This window comes from Chelatococcus asaccharovorans, from assembly GCF_003201475.1.
GTDB classification, from domain to species: domain Bacteria; phylum Pseudomonadota; class Alphaproteobacteria; order Rhizobiales; family Beijerinckiaceae; genus Chelatococcus; species Chelatococcus asaccharovorans.
Genome location: NZ_QJJK01000004.1, coordinates 141,382 through 159,926, shown reverse-complemented (window position 1 = coordinate 159,926; position 18,545 = coordinate 141,382). Strand labels below are relative to the sequence as shown.

The following is an 18,545-nucleotide window of genomic DNA, read 5'->3' as shown; positions in this document are numbered from 1 at the left end:
GACGATCATAGCCGAGGGCAATTGCAGGCGGAAGGTGGTCGTCTTGGGATCGAGGCCTCATGCGGAAATCGCACAGCCGGGATAAAGCGAAACAAGGCGCCTGCTGCTCAAAGAAATTCAACGTCTGCCGGTGTCCCAACTGTCGCCGAACGGTAACATTGTCGGCGTCGTCAATCGCATGAATCTGATACAGCGACTTAGCAAGGTCGATGCCGACGGTAGAAATCCCCTGGCGGCGAAGCGGGCTTTCAGCGGCCCCTTGGTGCCGCGCCGCCAGCTCAGCCTGCGCCAGGCCGCCGCCAGCGTCTTCTCCGCCGAGACCGACTTCGCGTCGGGCACATGGTTCTTGCGTGGGCGGCCGAAATCGAGCCGCGCGATAGTGCATTTTACGTGAAATACACCGAAGCGAGATATCTTCGCCCATTGCGCAGGCCATATTCAATAGCGGCCCGGTGTCATGCACGGGCTTTGAAGCCGGTTTTGCCAAGCTGGTGTCAGCGTTTTGTCTTCGCGGGCGGGTTCCGCTTGTTGACGAGTTCCCAGATCTCTTCCGCACGCCAGGCTGTTGTTCCTCCCAGACGCACGGGCTGAGGGAACTCACCCGTCTTCACCTTCGCCCAGAAGGTGGACTTGCTCACGGGCAAAGGTCCGGTCGGCGCCAGACTTTGCCGGGCTTCGACGGGGTCCGGACGGCGCTCATCGCTGCAGCAGTTATCCCGCTTTCCCTCATCGTCGCTCTCGGAAACCTGCTTCGGACCCGCTATGTCGGAACGACTTTGCCAGGGTTCATCAGGTTTCGCGGATCAATGCTGCGGCGAAGTTGTTGCATTACCGCGATCTCTGCTGCGTTACGGCTGTCGATCAGCTTCTGCAAATAGTTGAAGCCAATACCGTGCTCCGCGGTCACGCTGCCGTTAAAGGCGACGATCGTGGCGGTTACGGCCGCCTCAACCGCGCGGCGCAGTTCCGGAATCGCCGGATCGTCAGCGGACCGGCCCGGGAATCCGACCAGCAAATGCAGGTTGCCGTCACCCACGTGGCCGTAGACAGTCAGCATTGCTTCGGGCCATGCCGCGACGCGTCGGCGCACTTCTGCAAGGAAGGCGGGCTGCGCTCCTACGGGAACCGATGCGTCGTTTGCGAACCGGGGGCCCAAATGCTTGGCGACCTCGGCCGTGGCGTGTCGCAGGGCCCAAATGTTTCTTGACTGTGCGATACTGGTCGCGATCGACGCGTCGGCGATGACGCCGTCCTCGAACGCTCCGCCGAGGAGCTCCTCCAGCCCTGCGGCCAGCTCAGTTTCATCCCTGCCGGAGAGCTCGATCAACAGGTGCCAGTCGCCCTCCGTCGCATACGGCATGGCAATGCTTGGCAAATGCCGCCCCACCAGTTGGATGGTCAGGGCATCGATGAGTTCGAGGCTGGTCAGCGACTCGCCAAAACGCGACGACAGCCGCCCGAGCATCTCGATCGCGGCATCGGCGTCGCGAAGCGCGGTCATGGCAGTCATATGCGCGCGCGGCTTGGGAAAGAGCCGGAGGACAGCGGCAGTGATGATGCCGAGCGTGCCGCCGGACCCGATGAAGAGGTGCTTCAGATCGTAGCCGGCATTGTCCTTGCGGAGGCTGCGGTTGAGGTCGAGCACGCTGCCGTCGGGCAGCACGATCTGCAAGCCGAAGACGAGGTCGCGCATCACGCCGTAGCGCAATGCGTTCACCCCGCCCGCATTGGTCGCGATATTGCCGCCGATCTGGCAACTGCCCTCGGCTCCGAGGCTCAGCGGGAACAGCCTGTCGTGGCGGAGCGCCTCGGCCTGCACATCGGCGAGAATGCAGCCCGCCTGGACCGTCATTGTCCCGCCCTCGGACGAGACGTCGAGGATGCGGTTCATGCGCTTGAGCCCGATCATGACGCACTGCCCAGCCGGCCAGGGCCGGGTACCGCCGGCCAGGCCGGTGTTGCCGCCCATCGGCACCATGGGCATGCCGGCGTCCGCGCAGGCCCTGACAACCGCAGAAACTTCACCCACATCGGCAGGGTAGACGAGACAGAGCGGAAGTCCCTTGACGCCGTGCAGAACATTGGCCGTCTGCGCTGACAGATCCGTCTCGCCCGTCACCACATGACGGGCCCCGACGATCGCGGCCAGCCGTTCGATCAGACGGGTTCCGCCGCTGGCCTCGAAGGGCGTCACTTGGGCAGAGGTGTCAGCCATCGACGGGCAGCAGCTTGATGGCGTTACCGCCGGTCAGCGCGCGTATCTGGCCGTCATCAAATCCCTGCTCGATCAGGGTGTTCACGATGCGGCGATAACCCTCGACAGGACGGGGCGATCCGGTCAGGCCAAGATCGGAGCAAAGCAGCGTCTTCTCGATGCCGGCCAGCTCGATCAGCTGCTTGAGCCGCGCGCCGTCATGCTTGTAGCCGCGCCCCTCGACGAACATGCAGATGGAGTGTTCCATGTGCACGCCCAACGCCGCGAAGCTGCGGATGTCTTCGTCGGAATATTCCACGACATAGGTGGGGTGGTTGACGAGCATTTTCTTGACGCCCCGCCGGATGGCCTCATCGAACAGGATGCCCTGCTCGCTGACGTGGAGATGCCCGCCGGCGAGGATGATGTCGGCCTCGGCGATGAGGTCGAGAATCTTCAGGGTCGCATCGGTGAGCTTGCCCGCTTCGTCCAGAACGGTGAGGGGCTCTGCCTTCAGCATCGGCTTCTTGGAGGCGGGGAAGTTCTTGGTCGCCTTGGCGCTCTGCTCGATGTGGTTCTTCGCCGCCAGCGTCGGCATCCAGACGATCTGGCCGCCGGTCTTGATGGCATGGTCGACCGCGTGCGGGTTGATGCCACCGCTCGGATTGTTCAACGCGACGCCGGAATAGAGCTTCACCTGCAAGCCTGGCATCAGCTTCTCGATCATGGCGCTATGCGACATGCCGACATAGTAATGGTCCTTGAACACCAGTGCACGGAAGCCGGCCTCCTCGGCGTCCATGGTCGCCTCGTGATGGTCGAGGATGCGTGGCATCGCCGCGGGGCCGCTGTGGCAGTGCAGATCCACCGCGCCCTTCAGCAAGCCAGCGATCTTGGCGTCGCGCTCGGCGCCGAAGCTCTTCTTGATGTCGATGTCGCTCTGATCGGTCGTCATATCCTGTATCCCATGCTGGCAGGTTGAGCCCCGGCTCAGCCCATCGGGTATTCGTCTTCGTTGATCACCCATCCCGGCTTCTGCGAGAAATCCACGCGCGGCGGCGAGAAGATGTCGACGAGACGGTTTCCGGCGGGGTCGATACCCTGGGAGGTGTGCAGGCTGGGCGGCGGGATGATAGCCACCGAGGGTGCTGCGCAAATCTCGTGATCGTCAGGCAACCATTGTGTTGAGTCGGTGATCCAGGGAAAGCGGATGTGGTGGATGTACGAGCCGTCAAGCGCCAGCGAACACTGTTCGAAGTCATCGTGGAAATGCGGCGACAGGTTCTTGGCGTCGCGCGGCGGCTTGATCTCGAACGCGTTCACCATGAACGTCGTACATCTGTAGATCGTGCCGAAGCGACCCGGCACAGGCGGCACGTCAAGCGGATAGCAACGGATGGCCCACCCGGCCGGCGGTTCCGGCCAAGGCTGGAAAGGCGGCAGGTTTGGGTGCGGCTGAGCGTATGCGCCCGCGTTGGAGCACAGTGCCGCCAGATCGCAAGACTGTGTCGTGAACAGGCGCACGAGCCTGCCCTTGCCCCGAGCGGTGACCGAGCTTTTCCCCGGAGGCATGACGATCACGGACGCCTTGTCGGTGATGACCGAAGTGCCGGGATCTGACAGCTCCACCGTCAGTCCGTCCTCCGGCAGCAGGACAACGTATTCATCAGGCTGGTCAGCCCGCTCCCAGGTGACCTCGCCATCGACGTCCGTGTAGGCGACGAGGAAGTTCTGGCCGCGCGCATACCATGTGCGCGCGCCGTCACGGATTTCCTGCGGGGCGGTCTCGTAGAATTTTGCGTATTCGGCGCGCGCATAGGCGGTGACAGCCTTCGCAGTTGGTGCGGGCGCGGCGGTGGCCAGCGCCGATCGGGGATCGTCTTTTGCGTACATGTCTGTCTCCTGCCTGCGCGGCGTCGGAATCTCTAGAGGAGCGAATTTGACATTTGAGTCCCGCCTGACATCAAGCTCCAGATCAAATGCCAAATTCGAAAGCTCCAATAGAACCAATAACTTGCTAGTGGTTTTCTTGACTCCGACATTTGCTCCGAGGCCGGTGTCAGGCGGATGCAAATGTCGGAGCAGAACCACTAGAGTTCGGCGAAGTCCTTGAGGACCTTCGCTGCAGCCTGGCGCATCAGCCCCTGGTCGGAAGAGACGATGAAGGCGGTTGCGCCCTGGGCTGCGAAACGCGTGGCGTCGGCGGCCGCGCCAACCATCACCATGATCGGCTTTCCGGCGCGGCGAGCGGCGGCGGTGATCTTCTCCACCGCGGCGCTGACCTCGTCCGTGTTCGGGGAGGCGGCGCGCATGGCGACGGCAAGATCGCCACGCCCGATGAAGATGCCGTCGATGCCGTCGACCGCCATGATCTCGTCCAAGACGTCGATCGCGGCCATGTCCTCGATCATCGCGATAAGTGCGACGTCGGCGTCCGACCGCTGGATGTGATCGGCCATGGTGCGCCCGCCATACGCGCCGGCGCGCGGGCTGTTGGAGAAGCCGCGGGCGCCCTGCCGATAGCGCCCGGCAGAAACGACCGCAGCGGCCTTCGCCGCGCTGTCGACATGCGGCACCAGCACCGCTTCCGCACCACAGTCGAGCGCCGACAGGATCTGCGCTGGCGTCGCCTCGGAGACCCGCACCACGCCCGCGATGTCGAAGGCCCTGCACGCAAGCAGAACCTGATCCGTGGTCAAGCGGTCGAACGGGGCGTGTTCGGCGTCGATGACGACGAAGTCGAAGCCGACGAGGCCAAGAATTTCCGTCGCGTGGCTGGTCGGGGTCTTGATGAACGCGCCGATCAGCCGGTCGCCGCCCAGCAATCGCGACCGAAACCCTTCCGATCTATCAGATTTCGCCAAGTTCTCTTCTCCTCCATGCGGCAGCACAAGATATTCGCGAATGCGCGGCGGGGTGAACAGGATTTGCGGGCGGGTTTCTCAGATTGAAACCAACCTGCCGTATGCCGTTCCGGCCGGGCGATCGATTTCACGGGCTGGAACGGGACTGACGTTGCCGTATTGATGCACCCCTTCCGCCTGTAAGCTCGCTTGCGGCGGTGGCATTAAAAAATGCGGCAACGTTGCCCGCCGCCTCGATTGGGAGGAAATTCATGCGCAAACTTGTTTCAACGCTCTCTCTAGGCGCCTTGCTGCTTGCCGGCACGATTGGCCTGGCTGGTAAGGCCTCCGCCGAAGACTGGCCGAACCGCAAGACGATCACTGCGGTCTTCCCGTTTGCAGCCGGTTCCGACTATATCGCGCGAATTGTGATGGGCGCTGTGGAGAAGGAGATCGGTCAGAGGATCCTGATCGACAACCGCCCTGGCGCCGGCGGCGCGATCGGCACCGGTTACGCCGCGCGGCAGCCTGCGGACGGCTACACCTTCGTGTTCGCCTATCCTGGCCCGGCGGCGAACTTCACGAATACCTTTGCCGGCCTTCCGTACAAGCCGCTCGAGGATTTCGAGTACGTCTCCGGCATCTCCAAGGCCACGATGGTCATCGTTGCTCGTACCGGCCTGCCTTTCACGGATTTCAAGGGCATGATCGAGTACGCCAAGGCCAACCCTGGCAAGCTCAGCGTGTCCAACAGCGGCATCGGAACCTACGGCCACATGGTGGAGCTTGCATTCTCCGACCTGGCCGGCATCAAAATGAAGATGGTGCCATACAAGGGCAATTCCGAAGTGGTGACCGACATGCTGTCGGGCAGCCTCGACATGTCGATGGACTTCCTGAACAACAACTACATGAAGCAGATCGAAGCGGGAACCATACGTCCGCTCGCTATCGTCTCGGCCGAACGGGCCGCGGACCTGCCGAACGTGCCGACCTTCAAGGAAAGCGGCATCGATCTCGTCGCCCAGCCCTGGGCCGGCCTGATGGCGCCCAAGGGCACGCCGCCGTCGGTGATCGAGCGCATGAACAAGGCCGTCGTGAACTACCTGAATACCGACGAAGCCAAGCAGGCCTTTGCCAAGATCGGTCAGCAGGTCAATCCGACCACCCCCAAGGAGTTCCGCGACGTCGTGGTCTCCGAAGAGGTCAAGTGGCGCGACCTGATCGCCAAATACGAGATCAAGAACCAGTGATCCCAAGCATCATGCGGCGCCTGCCCGGCGCGTTGTCGGAGTAGGCGTCACGCGGTGACGGTCCTCTCGGGAGGGTCATTCGCCGAAGTCCGGCAAACGACCGCGGGCTCCTGGGCCGCCCCTTCCATCCCAATACGCGACGGCGTTGCCAAGCGTCGCGGGATCAACTCACGTGGCGATCGAAAGGCGAGGAAGAGAATATGTTCGCTACCTACTGGCCAAGCCGCAGAAACATGGTCTTCGGAATAGTGTTTGTCAGCTTCAGCGCGTTGATGGCCTTCGAGACGTTGAGGAAGCTGCCGATTGGTACGCCTGCCAATATGGGTCCAGGCTTCTTTCCGCTCTTGCTGTCGATCAGCCTGGGCGCGATCAGCATTCTGGCTGTCGTTTTTGGCCAGTCGAGCGCGCAAGAGGAGCCCCTCAAAGTGGCGCCCTTCAGGGCGGTGGCGCTGGTCCTCGGCGCACCCATCGTCTTTTCCCTCAGCATCGATCCACTGGGGTTGTTCTTCGCCGTCTTTCTGTCGGTCCTGTTTTCGACGCAGGCCAGCATCCGGTCCAAGATCGGTGAATCCATTCTGCTCAGCGCAGGCTTCAGCGCCTTCTGCGTGCTGGTTTTCATCTATCTCCTCAATCTGCCGCTTCCTCTGTGGGGCTGGCTCATAGCCGGTTAGGGCTGTATCATGGACTTCATCCAGAACCTGGGGCTCGGCTTTTCCGTCGCCCTGCTGCCCTACAATCTTCTGTTCTGCTTCATCGGCTGCTTCCTTGGCACCGCCATCGGCGTGCTTCCGGGGATCGGGCCGCTCGGCACCATCGCCATCCTACTGCCCGTAACCTTCGGCGTATCGCCGGAAGCGGCGCTGATCATGCTGGCCGGCATCTATTACGGAGCGCAGTACGGCGGCTCCACCACCGCGATCCTGATCAATCTTCCAGGTGAGGCGACCTCCGCCGTCACCGCAATCGATGGCTACCAGATGGCGCGTCAGGGACGTGCAGGCACAGCGCTCGCCGTCGCCGCGCTCGGATCATTTTTTGCGGGGACTGTGGCGACCTTAGCGATCGCCATCTTTGCCAAGCCGCTCACCTCGCTGGCGCTCAGCTTCAGCCCGGCCGACTATTTCGCGCTGATGGTTCTCGGCCTCGTCGCCTCTATCGCACTGGCGCACGGCTCGGTGCTCAAGGGGCTGGCCATGATCCTGCTGGGTCTCCTTCTGGGCTGCGTGGGTACCGATTCCTATACGGGTGCCATGCGCTTCACGCTCGGCACGCTGGACCTGGCGGACGGCATCCCCATCGTCGCGTTCGGCGCGGGCATTTACGCCTTGGGCGAGATTCTGCGCGGGATCGAGAACGAAAGCGATGCGCCGGTGTCGGTGATCCCGGTCAACAATCGCCTGCCCAGCCTCGCCGACCTGAAGGAGGCGACCGCGCCGGTCGTTCGCGGCACGCTGCTTGGCTCGGTGCTCGGCGTGCTTCCAGGTGGTGGGGCTCTCCTGTCCGCGTTCACGTCGTATGCCATGGAAAAGAAGCTGTCGCGCACTCCCGAGCGCTTCGGCCATGGCGCGATGGCCGGCGTCGCCGGACCGGAATCGGCCAACAATGCGGGGGCGCAGACGTCGTTCATTCCCATGCTGACGCTGGGCATTCCGTCCAACCCGATTATGGCGTTGATGGTGGGCGCGCTCATTCTCCAGGGCATCATCCCGGGCCCAAATCTGATCACCGAGCAGCCGAAACTGTTCTGGGGCGTCATCGCCTCGATGTGGGTCGGAAACCTGATACTGGTCATCCTGAACCTGCCGCTCATCGGCCTCTGGCTGAAGCTCCTCAAGATTCGGCCACACTTCCTTTTCCCGACCATCCTCGGGTTCTCCATGATCGGCGTCTACAGCGTCGGCAACTCGGCGTTCGACCTGTATCTGATGGCGATCTTCGGCGCGGCTGGGTACGTGCTTGGCAAGCTGGACTGCGAACCCGCTCCGATGCTGCTGGGTTTCGTGCTCGGGCCGCTTCTGGAGGAGTATCTGCGCCGGGCGATGATCCTCGCCGATGGTGATGCGACCGTGCTGATCCAGCGACCGCTCAGTGCGACGCTGCTCGCCGTGGCGGCGGCCTTGCTCGTGGTGATCCTTCTTCCGTTCATCCGTAAGCGCCGCAAGGAAGTCTTCGTCGAGGACGAATAGGGCACAAAGCGCCGCGTCACATCGATTTCGCGTTGACACCCGGAGCGCGCCGGTGCGCTGGGCGGCATCTTCGACGCGACGGATCCAACAGAGGGCGGATCAATGCATCATACGCTGAGCCACTGGGGCCTCTATGAAGTCGTGCAGGACGTGGACGGCCCCCGGCTTGTCGCATCGGCGAAGGATCCCGACCCGTCGCCGATCGGCCTCGACCAACTGTCGCCGACGGTCACCCGGCTGCGCGTGAAGCGCCCCGCGGTGCGGCGCAGCTTCCTGGAAGGCCGGCGGACCGAAGGCCACCTGCGCGGCAAGGAGCCGTTCGTGGAGGTTGAGTGGGACGAAGCCATCGCGCTCGTCGCTTCGGAGCTGGAGCGCGTCATCGGCCGCCACGGCAACAGTGCCATCTTCGGCGGATCATACGGATGGTCGAGCGCGGGACGTTTCCACCATGCGCAGGGGCAGATCCATCGGTTCTTGAACTGTATCGGCGGGTATGTCCGCCACCGGGACTCCTACAGCCACGCGGCGGCCAATGTCGTGCTGCCGCACATCGTAGCGCCGCTCGACACGCTGATGGCCCAGCATACGAGTTGGGACCAGCTGGCTGAACATTGCGAGCTATTCGTCGGGTTCGGCGGCGTGCCCCTGAAAAACGCGCAGGTCACCGCAGGCGGCGCCATGCGCCATCATGTGCGCGAGGGGTTGGAGGCCATGCGGCGAGCGGGAACGCGCTTCATCCTGATCGGACCACTGCGTGCCGATCTCGATGTCGGCGGACCGTTCGAATGGATTCAGATCCGACCGAACACCGACACCGCGCTCATGCTCGGCCTGATGCACTGTATGCTCAAGTCCGGACGTCACGACTCCGGGTTTCTCGACCGCTATTGCGTCGGCTTCGACACGGTGAGCACCTATCTGACCGGCCGCGCCGACGGTGTCGTCAAGGATGCGGAGTGGGCCGCGGGGATCACCGGGGTTGCAGCCGACAGGATCGAGACGCTCGCGACGGAGATCGTCTCGTCCCGGACGATGATGAACGTCGCCTGGTCGCTGCAGCGCGCAAGACACGGCGAACAGCCATATTGGGCGCTGATCACCCTTGCCGCGATGATTGGCCAGATCGGCACACCGGGCGGCGGCTTTGGCGTCGGCTACGGCGCTGTGAACTCGGTCGGCACCTCGAAGCTGCGCATGACGGGGCCAACCTTCCCCCAGCTCGCGAACGCGGTCAGCGATTTCATTCCGGTGGCGCGCATCGCCGACCTTCTCTCGAAGCCCGGCCAGTCGTTCAGCTATAACGGCAACGTCTACCGCTATCCCGACATCAAGCTGGTCTACTGGGCAGGTGGCAATCCCTTCCATCATCATCAGGATCTGAACACGCTGGCCGCCGCATGGGCCATGCCGGAAGCGGTGATCGTGCATGAGCAGTACTGGAATCCGGTCGCGCGGATGGCCGACATCGTGCTGCCGGCGACGACCACGCTGGAGCGCAACGACCTGGGCTATGCCGGGCGCGAGGGGCATCTGGTTGCCATGAAGAAGGTGGCGGAGCCGCATGCCCAGGCGCGGGACGACTACGACATCTTTGCTCAACTTGCCGCGCGCATGAATGTCGGCCCCGCCTTCACAGAGGGGCGGGACGAGACCGGCTGGCTGCAATGGCTCTATGCCGAGGCCGTCGCGCAGGCTCGCAAGCTCGGCATGGCGTTGCCATCTTTCGAGGAGTTCTGGGATGCCGGCCTCATCGATCTGGGCGACATGCCGGAACCTCCGGTGATGCTCGGCGAATTCAGGGCCGATCCCAAGGCCCACGCGCTGCCCACACCGTCGGGCAAAATCGAACTCTTCTCGGCCACCGTGGCGGGGTTCGGATATCAGGACTGCCCGGGGCACGCCGTCTGGCTCGAACCGGACGAGTGGCTGGGCGCCGCGCAGGCGGCACGTTTCCCGCTTCACCTGATCTCAAACCAGCCGTCGCGTCGCCTGCACAGCCAGCTCGATCATGCCGCCTACAGCGTCGACGGCAAGGTGGCGGGCAGGGAGGTTGCCCGCATCAACCCGGCCGATGCGGCGCGTCGTGGCATTTCTGGCGGAGACGTCATCCGGCTCTGGAACGATCGCGGGAGCTGCCTTGCCGCAGCAGCCATCGATGACGGCGTCATGCCGGGTGTCGTCGTTCTCCCGACGGGCGCGTGGTACGATCCGGATCGCTCCCTGGAAGTGCCGCTGGAAAAGCATGGGAACCCCAACGTACTGACGCTCGATCGCGGAACATCCAGCCTTGCGCAGGGATCTTCGGCCCAGACCTGTCTGGTCGAGGTGGAGCGTTTCGAGGGCGGCTCCGCCGTAACGGCCTTCGATCTTCCCGAGATTCAGGCCCGGGCTTCGTAACACGGAGGCACGAGCCGGCTGGCCTGCTGCGGGTTTCAGGTCGTGAAACCCCGGCACATAGAGCATGGCCGCTCGATGCTGCCTCACGATAGTTTGGACGCTCAGACGGCCGGCTTCGCCTTCCAGGACACGAAGGTCGCGGTCCTCTAGCCCGTGACACTCAATGCCGAAGGCTTGCCATGCAGATCGCACGTTCCTGCTTCATCAACGGACAATGGGTGGCGCCCGATAAGCCGACCTCGTTTACCGTGACCAACTCCGCGACCGGCGTGCCGTGGCTGGAAGTGCCACTTGCCGGCGTTCCCGAAGCCGATCGTGCGTGCATGGCAGGGCGCGCCGCCTTCGCCGGCTGGTCGGACCTCGATCCTGCGGTCCGCGCCGGCTACCTCGGCCGGATCGCCGATGAGCTCGAGGCGCGGCAAGCGGAAATCGCGGCCGCCGTCAGCCGTGAGGTCGGCATGCCGCTGAAACTGTCCGAGCGGATCCAGGTCGCCGCGCCGATACTGGCATGGCGGCGGCTCGCAAAGGCGGCGGCGGACTATCAGTGGACCGAGACGATCGGCAACTCGCTCGTCGAACGGGTCGCGGCAGGCGTCGCGATTTGCATCACACCGTGGAACTACCCGCTGCATCAGATCACCGGCAAGGTCGCGCCCGCGTTGCTCGCCGGATGCACGGTCGTCCTGAAGCCTTCGGAAATGGCTCCATCCGCCGCAATCCTCCTGGCCGAGGCGATCGAGGCGGCGCAGTTGCCGGCCGGTGTGTTCAACATGGTGATCGGCGCCGGTGCCGATGTCGGCGCAGCCCTTGTCGCATCGCCCGAAGCGGATGTGATCTCGTTCACCGGCTCCACCGCGGTCGGGCGCCAGATCGGTGCGCAGGCGCTGTCGGCCGTGAAGAGGGTCACGCTCGAACTCGGTGGAAAGTCGGCCTCCGTTCTGTTGCCCGGAGCTGATATGGCCGCCGCCGTGAGGTCCACGGTGGGGAGCTGTTTCCTGAATTCCGGCCAGACCTGTTCCGCGCTGACCCGGTTCGTCGTTCCCGCCGCGCAGCAGGAAGAGGTCTTGGCGCTGATCTCGGAGGCCGTGCAGCGAATAACGGTCGGCGATCCTCTGGACCCGAACAGCCGCATGGGTCCCCTGGTATCGAAGGATCAGCAGGAGCGGGTGCGCCGCTACATCAGCAAGGGGATCGAATCGGGTGCGCGGCTCGTCTGCGGTGGCGCCGAGCAGCCAGGCGGAAACGAGGCCGGCTATTTCGTCTCGCCGACCGTTTTCGCCGACGTTGACCCCGCTTCGGCCATCGCGCAGGAAGAAATCTTCGGGCCCGTGCTCTGCGTCATCCCCTATCGGGACATCGACGAAGCCGTCGCGATCGCCAACGGGACGCCCTACGGCCTTGCCGGCGCAGTATGGGGCCCCGACGACGCGTTATCGCTCTCCGTGGCGCGGCGGATACGCGCCGGCCAGGTCGACATCAATGGCGGTCCTTTCAACCTCGACGCGCCTTTTGGTGGCTTCGGAATGTCCGGAGTGGGCCGCGAGAACGGCCGTTTCGGCCTTGATGATTTTCTCGAATATCGGTCGCTGCAGCAGCCGCAGCGCAAGGGATGAGCGCGATGGAATTCACACAGGTAAAGCTGCAGGTCGAGGCTGGCGTTGCAACGATCTCACTGGATCGCCCGGACAGGATGAACGGCGTTACCGCCGTCATGGAGCGCGAGCTCTACGCAGCCATGAGGCAGGCCGACGCACAGCCGCAGGTGCGCGTGATCGTCCTGACTGGCGAGGGACGGGCGTTCTGCGCCGGCATGGACATGGCCGAGCTCGAGGGCCTCGCGCCGGAGGACATCTACGAACCGGCCAAGATGCGCCCCTTCGATACGGCGATCCGGGCGGATTTCCAAAGCCGCTACATCTATTTCCCGGCTTTGGCGAATCCGGTGATTTCCGCCATCAACGGAGCTGCCGCTGGGCTCGGTATCGTGTTCGCGCTGGCATCGGACATGCGGTTCGCTTCGGAAAAGGCAGTGTTCTCCACCGCCTTCTCGCGACGCGGGCTGATTGCCGAACACGGCATCGCGTGGCTCATGCTGCAAACCGCAGGGCCGGGCGTGACGGCCGACCTTCTGTTTTCGGCGCGGCGGTTCGATGCTGGCGAGGCGAAGGCGGCGGGTCTGGTCGACAGGCTCTATCCGCCGGACGAGTTGATGGCCCGAACCCTCGACTATGCGCGCGAACTGGCTTCGCTGGCGTCGCCCCGCTCGGTCAGGGTCATGAAGCGCCAGCTCTGGGATGCACGCTTCCAGAACCTTCAGGATGTCGTGACGCAGGCGAACCGCGAAATGATCGCGAGCCTACGAAGCGAGGATTTCCAGGAAGGCGTCCGGCATTTCCTCGAGAAGCGCTCGCCCGCCTTCACGGGCCTCTGACATCATGGATTCCGGCATGTCATCGACCGACAAGACCTGGCCTCTCATCGACGCGGCCGCGCTGCATGCGAGCCGCTCGGCCCGGGACGTCATCCTCGACGCTAGCTGGTACTTGCCCTCGGAGAAGCGCTCGACACAGGATGACTTCCATGCCTCGCGCATTCCCGGGGCGCGCCGTTTCGATTTCGACGAGGTCGTTACCGATCGCAGCAGCGATCTGCCGCACATGATGCCGCCGCGCGCGGAGTTTCAGTCGCATGTTCGCCGCTGCGGCATCAATGACGACAGTCGCGTCGTGATCTACGACACGGCCGGCATATTCGCCGCGCCGCGGGCGTGGTGGATGTTCAAGGCGATGGGGCACGCCGACGTAGCCGTGCTCGACGGAGGGCTTGATGCATGGGTCGGCGCCGGGTACCCCTTGGAATCGGGAGCCGATCTGCCCCTGTTTCGCGGCAACTTCACCGCACAGCCGGACCGTTCCCGGATCGCCGGCGCCGACGATGTCCTTGCAGCGGTGAGGGCCGCCAACCCGCAGATCGTGGATGCCCGTTCGGCCGGCCGTTTTGAAGGGCGCGATCCCGAACCGCGCCCCGGCCTGCGCCCCGGCCACATGCCGGGCGCGAGGAACCTGCCTTTCGGACGGCTTCTCGCCGACGGACGCTACCGGCCGGTCGAAGACCTACGCGCTGAATTTGGTGCCGCGGGCGTCGATCTCGCCCGACCGGTTATCGCCACCTGCGGATCGGGTGTGACGGCGTGCATCGTCGCGCTTGCGGCCGAACTGGCCGGCATTGCCGAGGTGGCGGTCTATGATGGATCCTGGGCGGACTGGGGAAGGGAAGGATTTCCCGAGCTGCTTGTTGAGACGGGCAGCTCAGGCTTTGAGAGGGGGCATTTCAACAGTTGAAATCAGCGGGCTTAAAGGTTTATCGCTGAGATGCGGAGATATAGGGTCGCCGCAGCTCCGGGATGGAGGTGTGCCGCCCGACAGAAGACGCTCCGTCCGACAGAGGACACCGGGCGAAGCTGGAGCAGGCGGTCGCTGACGTCCGTGCCGCGTTTCCACAATGCGGACCCGGTAAGAAGAAGCTGCGGCGCGACGGAGGGAGAAGACGGCAATGAACGCTATATTTCCCGTAAAGGATTGTCCGACGCCGTCGAGCGGTGCCACCCTCGTCGCCGACGGGGCACATTCCTACGCGCCGGTCGAATCCGTTCTGCGGGCGCTGGAGGTGCTTAAGCATCTCAACATGCTGCGTGTCGCCACGGTCACCGAGTTGCACAAGATCACGGGTATCGCGAAGCCGACGGTGGTGCGCATGCTCGAGACCCTTATCACGGCCGGCTACGTGACCCGCGACAAAGCGTTCGGCGGCTACCGCATTACGGCGAACGTACAGAATTTGAGCGACGGATACTTCGGCGCGCCCATGGTCATCGAGGCTGCCCATCCCTACGCATTGGAACTGACCCAGCGGATCAAGTGGGGCGTCGGGGTCGGCATGCTCGAGGGCCAGTTCATGCGCTTGCAGTTCACCACGGCACGCTACAGCCCGTGGGCGATGCCGATGACCCATCTGCGCATGCGGCTGGATCTGTTCACCAGCGCGATGGGCCGTGCCTATCTCGCATTCTGCCCCGACTACGAGCGTGAGGCGCTGATCGACGCCCAGCTCGCGCGCATCACCCCGTCGAAGCGCGCCGAAAGCAAGCGGCAGATCGGGCGTGTGATCGATGACATACGCAACCAGGGATATGCGCGAAAGGTGAGATCGCGCGAACACTCCAGCACGGAGACGATCTCCGTCGCGATCCGCAATGACGGTCTCGTCCTCGGCTGCCTGGCGCTCGGATATTTTCGCAGCGCCGTGCCGGAAAGCGAAGTTGCGCAGCGGCTGGCCGAGCCGTTGCAGGTCACCGCGCGCGCCATCGAGGCGGAAATCGCGGAGAACTACGGTAACATGACCCGAATGCCCACGAGTCAAAACCGCAACTGAGGCATCAGCACCCTCCACAATCAATGGATACGAGATGACACGCAGCGTAATCATTACCTGCGCGCTGACTGGTGGCGCGCGCCTGAACGAGAGCGGACACAAGCACGTGCCGATCACGCCGGAGCAGATCGCGGCGGATGCGATCCAGGCGGCCGAGGCCGGCGCGGCGGTGGTGCACATCCACGTCCGCGATCCCAAGACCGGCGAGCCGGCAATGGAGCTTGGCCTCTACCGCGAGGTCGTCGAACGCATCCGTGCCAGCAAGGTCGATATGCTGATCAATCTGACCACCGGCCCGGGCGCGCGAAGCTTCCCGCGCGTGGACGACCCGACCAAGAGCCAGGACGGATCGATCCCCCGCACGCCGGAGTTCCGCACCCAGCATATCGTCGAGCTGAAGCCCGACATCTGCAGCCTCGACGTCGCGACGATGAATTTCGGCGAGGCGGCCATCGTCAATCTGGGCTCGCATCTGCGTCCGATGGCTGCCGCGATCCGCCAGGCCGGCGTAAAGCCGGAGATCGAGGCGTTCGACCTCGGCCATGTCTGGCAGGCCGCGGACATGGTGAGCCGCGGCGAACTGCCGGCCAATCCGCTGTTCCAGCTCTGCATGGGCATTCCGTGGGGCGCGCCGGCGACCGTCGAGGCCCTTTTGCAGATGAAGTCGATGCTGCCGGTGGGCAGCACCTGGTCGGCCTTCGCAATCGGCCGCAACCAGTTTCCGATGGTTGCGCAGACGGCGCTGCTGGGCGGGCATGTCCGCGTGGGCCTCGAGGACAATCTCTACCTTCGCAAGGGCGAGCTTTCCGTTGGCAATGCGCCGCTGGTGCGTCGCGCCGTGGCGATCCTGGAGAGCCTCGACCTGTTGCCCGCCACGCCCGACGAGGCCCGCCGCATCCTGCAGATCGGCTGACTTAAGCACGACTTGCGGCGCAGCATCGCAAATCCCAAGGATCGAGAACATGTCCAAGATCGAAATCACCGACCACGGCAAGGTCAGGCTCATCACCATCAATCGTCCCGAGCGGTCCAATGCCGTCGATCGGCAAGCGGCGCTTGATCTCCAGGCGGCGTTCAAGGATTTCGAGGCGTCCGACATGCGGGTCGCCGTGCTGGCCGGGGCAGGGGAGAAGGCGTTCTCCGCCGGCGCCGACATCTCAGATCCGCCGGAGATATGGCGGATCATGCCGACGGTCGGCTTCGAATCCGAGAAGCCGATCATCTGCGCGGTTCACGGCTGGTGCATCGGCGGTGCCCTGATGACGATGGTCATGAGCGACCTCTGCGTGGCCGACAGCACCGCGCGCTTCTCCTATCCGGAAGCGCGGATCGGTGTCACCGGCGGCGTCGCAGCGGCGTTGGCGGCACGAATTCCACACAAGATCGCGATGGAACTGCTGATGATGGGCAAGCCGATATCGGCCGACCGCGCCCTGGAAGCGGGCCTGATCAACCAGGTCGTCGAAAAGGGCAAGCATATCGACACCGCCCTGGAAATGGGTCAGGAGCTTTCCCAGATGGCGCCGATGGTTCTGCGCACCATCAAGCGCTTCGTGTCACGCACGCTTCCGAAAAGCCCTTCGGAGCTGATGTTGGCTGCGCAGATCGAAATCGCAGCCATCTGGCAAAGCGCGGACAAGAAGGAGGGGGAAAATGCCTTCCTCGAAAAACGCGCGCCGGTCTTTGTTGGTCGCTAGTGGTTCGACTCCGACATTTGCATCCGCCTGATACGGGCCTCGGAGCAAATGTCGGAGTCAAGAGAACCACTAGCAAGTTATTGGTTCTAGTGGAGCTTTTGAATTTGACATTTGATCTGGAGCTTGATGTGAGACGGGACTCAAATGTCAAATTCGCTCCACTAGCTTTTCGAGACCGCGGAGAAAAACTAAATCTACCGAGTATGCCAACTAAGATACTAGAGACAATCAGGCCGCGGCAACTAGGCAGGTAATGTCCTTTTGCGTTAGCTGCTGGATGGCAGCTATCGCCGGATACTACCATGAAGCGGACTGTCAGGAATCGGCCCCGTTTGAGCAGAAATCCGGATGCCTCTCGAATGGCGGGTTTCAGGCCGCGGACAAACCCGACCTGAACGACCGGGAAGGGGTCGGCTGCGGAATGGCAGCTATGAACACGGCTGCAGCCGAAAGCTGCCAGACTGCTGTCGGCCCCATCTCTGCCATTTAGAAGCGGCTTTCAGAGTCACGTTCAGTTGCACCTGGAGCAGAGCACGATCACTTCAGGTTACCCGCGCGCAGCTCATCCAGACGGTCGGCCCACCAAGCCATCATCCGAACGCGCTCGTCCCAATGCTCACCGCGCGCATAGGCGCGCCGGACGCTGTTTTCCTCCACATGGGCCGGCTGCCGCTCAATGGCGTCCGGATGCCAGAAGCCGCTCTCGTTGAGCATGGAACTGGCACTCGCGCGGAACCCGTGCGAGGTCATCTCATCCTTGGTGAAGCCCAAACGGCGTAGCGCCGCATTCAATGTGTTTTCCGACATGGGAGAGAGGACCGAGCGGATCGAGGGAAAGACAAGAGTGCCATGACCCGTGAGTTGCTGCACGTCTTTGAGAATAGCGACCGCCTGCTTGGGCAGCGGTACCCGATGGGGACGGCGCATCTTCATCCGCGCTTCCAGAACGGTCCACAGCCCCTCGTCCAGATTGAACGCGGACCAATGGGCCGCTCTCAACTCACCGGGCCGAGGAAAGAGCAGCGCCAAGAGCTTCAACGCGGCTGTCGTCGTGGCCTGCCCCTCGAAGCCATCGATTGCCCGCAAGAGCGCCGCGCAAGGCTTTTGGCTCGGTCAAGGCGGCCCACCTGGATCATCGCCTTTTGCCAGAACCTGCTTTGCCGCGTCGCGTGCCCGCCGCGCATCGGCCAAGCTCACAGTCGGATATGCTCCGAAACTCAGCAGGTTCTGTTTGCCCATATAGCGATAGGACATTCGCCACAACTTAGCGCCTGATGCTGCAACAAATAGGTGCAGCCCCTCACCGTCTGAGATCTTTTTCGGCTGTTGGGATGGCTTGATTCGGCAGATGGCAACGTCTGTAAGTGGCATGGCTGTTGGTATCGCTAGTGGTTCGGCTTCGACATTTGCATCCGCCTGATACGAGCCTCGGAGCAAATGTCGGAGCCACGAGAACCACTAGCAAGTTATTGGTTCTAGTGGAGCTTTTGAATTTGACATTTGATCGGGAGCTTCATGTCAGGCGGGACTCAAATGTCAAATTC

General features: G+C 63.4%; 17 protein-coding genes and 1 pseudogene. 10 read left to right on the top strand and 8 right to left on the bottom strand.

Annotated features, from left to right (window positions below):
- Nucleotides 1–231: 231 nt before the first annotated feature.
- From C7450_RS34485 to C7450_RS10650, 6 genes and pseudogenes are all read right to left on the bottom strand, one after another.
- Nucleotides 232–360: pseudogene (locus C7450_RS34485) on the bottom strand (IS701 family transposase); the annotation flags it as partial.
- A gap of 134 nt (nt 361–494) precedes the next feature.
- Entirely contained in the window at nt 495–638 is a 144-nt protein-coding gene (locus C7450_RS10670) for a helix-turn-helix transcriptional regulator (RefSeq protein WP_245449608.1), read from the bottom strand.
- A gap of 122 nt (nt 639–760) precedes the next feature.
- The gene (locus C7450_RS10665) at nt 761–2,215 is read right to left on the bottom strand and encodes an FAD-binding oxidoreductase (protein ID WP_110374433.1); all 1,455 of its coding nucleotides are present in this window, start codon (nt 2,213–2,215) and stop codon (nt 761–763) included.
- Nucleotides 2,208–3,149 (bottom strand): DUF6282 family protein, encoded by a 942-nt coding sequence (locus C7450_RS10660; protein WP_110374432.1) that lies wholly within the window; start codon nt 3,147–3,149, stop codon nt 2,208–2,210. Before C7450_RS10660 ends, C7450_RS10665 begins: the two co-directional genes overlap by 8 nt.
- Nucleotides 3,150–3,184: 35 nt before the next feature.
- On the bottom strand, nt 3,185–4,087 hold the full coding sequence (locus C7450_RS10655) for a cupin domain-containing protein (protein WP_110374431.1): 903 nt from the start codon (nt 4,085–4,087) through the stop codon (nt 3,185–3,187).
- A 197-nt stretch (nt 4,088–4,284) separates the two neighbouring features.
- Complete coding sequence (locus C7450_RS10650; protein ID WP_110374430.1) at nt 4,285–5,058, bottom strand: HpcH/HpaI aldolase family protein; 774 nt, start codon at nt 5,056–5,058, stop codon at nt 4,285–4,287.
- A gap of 221 nt (nt 5,059–5,279) precedes the next feature.
- Between C7450_RS10650 and C7450_RS10645 the strand changes: the two genes are divergently transcribed.
- The 10 genes from C7450_RS10645 to C7450_RS10600 all read left to right on the top strand — a co-directional run bounded on the left by C7450_RS10645 (nt 5,280) and on the right by C7450_RS10600 (nt 17,001).
- Nucleotides 5,280–6,290: a Bug family tripartite tricarboxylate transporter substrate binding protein gene (locus tag C7450_RS10645; protein WP_245449606.1), complete on the top strand. Its 1,011-nt coding sequence runs from the start codon at nt 5,280–5,282 to the stop codon at nt 6,288–6,290.
- A gap of 200 nt (nt 6,291–6,490) precedes the next feature.
- Nucleotides 6,491–6,961: a tripartite tricarboxylate transporter TctB family protein gene (locus C7450_RS10640; protein WP_110374428.1), complete on the top strand. Its 471-nt coding sequence runs from the start codon at nt 6,491–6,493 to the stop codon at nt 6,959–6,961.
- Nucleotides 6,962–6,970: 9 nt separating this feature from the next.
- On the top strand, nt 6,971–8,476 hold the full coding sequence (locus C7450_RS10635) for a tripartite tricarboxylate transporter permease (RefSeq protein ID WP_110374427.1): 1,506 nt from the start codon (nt 6,971–6,973) through the stop codon (nt 8,474–8,476).
- Nucleotides 8,477–8,578: 102 nt separating this feature from the next.
- Nucleotides 8,579–10,873 carry a molybdopterin-dependent oxidoreductase gene (locus C7450_RS10630; protein ID WP_110374426.1) on the top strand — a complete coding sequence of 765 codons (2,295 nt, stop codon included), beginning with the start codon at nt 8,579–8,581 and terminating at the stop codon, nt 10,871–10,873.
- A 179-nt stretch (nt 10,874–11,052) separates the two neighbouring features.
- Entirely contained in the window at nt 11,053–12,486 is a 1,434-nt protein-coding gene (locus C7450_RS10625; RefSeq protein ID WP_110374425.1) for an aldehyde dehydrogenase family protein, read from the top strand.
- Nucleotides 12,487–12,491: 5 nt separating this feature from the next.
- Complete coding sequence (locus C7450_RS10620) at nt 12,492–13,304, top strand: enoyl-CoA hydratase (protein ID WP_110374424.1); 813 nt, start codon at nt 12,492–12,494, stop codon at nt 13,302–13,304.
- Nucleotides 13,305–13,320: 16 nt separating this feature from the next.
- Nucleotides 13,321–14,214: a 3-mercaptopyruvate sulfurtransferase gene (gene sseA / locus C7450_RS10615; protein ID WP_110374711.1), complete on the top strand. Its 894-nt coding sequence runs from the start codon at nt 13,321–13,323 to the stop codon at nt 14,212–14,214.
- Between the two features lie 211 nt (nt 14,215–14,425).
- Entirely contained in the window at nt 14,426–15,304 is an 879-nt protein-coding gene (locus tag C7450_RS10610; RefSeq protein ID WP_110374423.1) for an IclR family transcriptional regulator domain-containing protein, read from the top strand.
- Between the two features lie 34 nt (nt 15,305–15,338).
- Nucleotides 15,339–16,217 carry a beta-keto acid cleavage family enzyme gene (locus tag C7450_RS10605; protein ID WP_110374422.1) on the top strand — a complete coding sequence of 293 codons (879 nt, stop codon included), beginning with the start codon at nt 15,339–15,341 and terminating at the stop codon, nt 16,215–16,217.
- On the top strand, nt 16,120–17,001 hold the full coding sequence (locus tag C7450_RS10600) for an enoyl-CoA hydratase/isomerase family protein (RefSeq protein WP_342588508.1): 882 nt from the start codon (nt 16,120–16,122) through the stop codon (nt 16,999–17,001). Before C7450_RS10605 ends, C7450_RS10600 begins: the two co-directional genes overlap by 98 nt.
- A gap of 537 nt (nt 17,002–17,538) precedes the next feature.
- Here the strand turns inward: C7450_RS10600 and C7450_RS10590 are convergent.
- Nucleotides 17,539–18,039, bottom strand: coding sequence for a tyrosine-type recombinase/integrase (locus C7450_RS10590; RefSeq protein ID WP_425351174.1), 501 nt, complete (start codon nt 18,037–18,039; stop codon nt 17,539–17,541).
- Nucleotides 18,040–18,114: 75 nt separating this feature from the next.
- Nucleotides 18,115–18,372 (bottom strand): Arm DNA-binding domain-containing protein, encoded by a 258-nt coding sequence (locus tag C7450_RS35010; protein WP_342588499.1) that lies wholly within the window; start codon nt 18,370–18,372, stop codon nt 18,115–18,117.
- Between the last annotated feature and the right edge of the window lie 173 nt (nt 18,373–18,545).

What these genes read in the sequence shown, in the direction of transcription:
- C7450_RS10665 (WP_110374433.1), bottom strand. Translation starts at nt 2,215, where the DNA reads ATGGCTGACACCTCTGCCCAAGTGACGCCCTTCGAGGCCAGCGGCGGA.
- C7450_RS10660 (WP_110374432.1), bottom strand. Translation starts at nt 3,149, where the DNA reads ATGACGACCGATCAGAGCGACATCGACATCAAGAAGAGCTTCGGCGCC.
- C7450_RS10655 (WP_110374431.1), bottom strand. Translation starts at nt 4,087, where the DNA reads ATGTACGCAAAAGACGATCCCCGATCGGCGCTGGCCACCGCCGCGCCC.
- C7450_RS10640 (WP_110374428.1), top strand. Translation starts at nt 6,491, where the DNA reads ATGTTCGCTACCTACTGGCCAAGCCGCAGAAACATGGTCTTCGGAATA.
- C7450_RS10635 (WP_110374427.1), top strand. Translation starts at nt 6,971, where the DNA reads ATGGACTTCATCCAGAACCTGGGGCTCGGCTTTTCCGTCGCCCTGCTG.
- C7450_RS10630 (WP_110374426.1), top strand. Translation starts at nt 8,579, where the DNA reads ATGCATCATACGCTGAGCCACTGGGGCCTCTATGAAGTCGTGCAGGAC.
- C7450_RS10625 (WP_110374425.1), top strand. Translation starts at nt 11,053, where the DNA reads ATGCAGATCGCACGTTCCTGCTTCATCAACGGACAATGGGTGGCGCCC.
- C7450_RS10620 (WP_110374424.1), top strand. Translation starts at nt 12,492, where the DNA reads ATGGAATTCACACAGGTAAAGCTGCAGGTCGAGGCTGGCGTTGCAACG.
- sseA (WP_110374711.1), top strand. Translation starts at nt 13,321, where the DNA reads ATGTCATCGACCGACAAGACCTGGCCTCTCATCGACGCGGCCGCGCTG.
- C7450_RS10610 (WP_110374423.1), top strand. Translation starts at nt 14,426, where the DNA reads ATGAACGCTATATTTCCCGTAAAGGATTGTCCGACGCCGTCGAGCGGT.
- C7450_RS10605 (WP_110374422.1), top strand. Translation starts at nt 15,339, where the DNA reads ATGACACGCAGCGTAATCATTACCTGCGCGCTGACTGGTGGCGCGCGC.
- C7450_RS10600 (WP_342588508.1), top strand. Translation starts at nt 16,120, where the DNA reads ATGCGCCGCTGGTGCGTCGCGCCGTGGCGATCCTGGAGAGCCTCGACC.
- C7450_RS35010 (WP_342588499.1), bottom strand. Translation starts at nt 18,372, where the DNA reads ATGCCACTTACAGACGTTGCCATCTGCCGAATCAAGCCATCCCAACAG.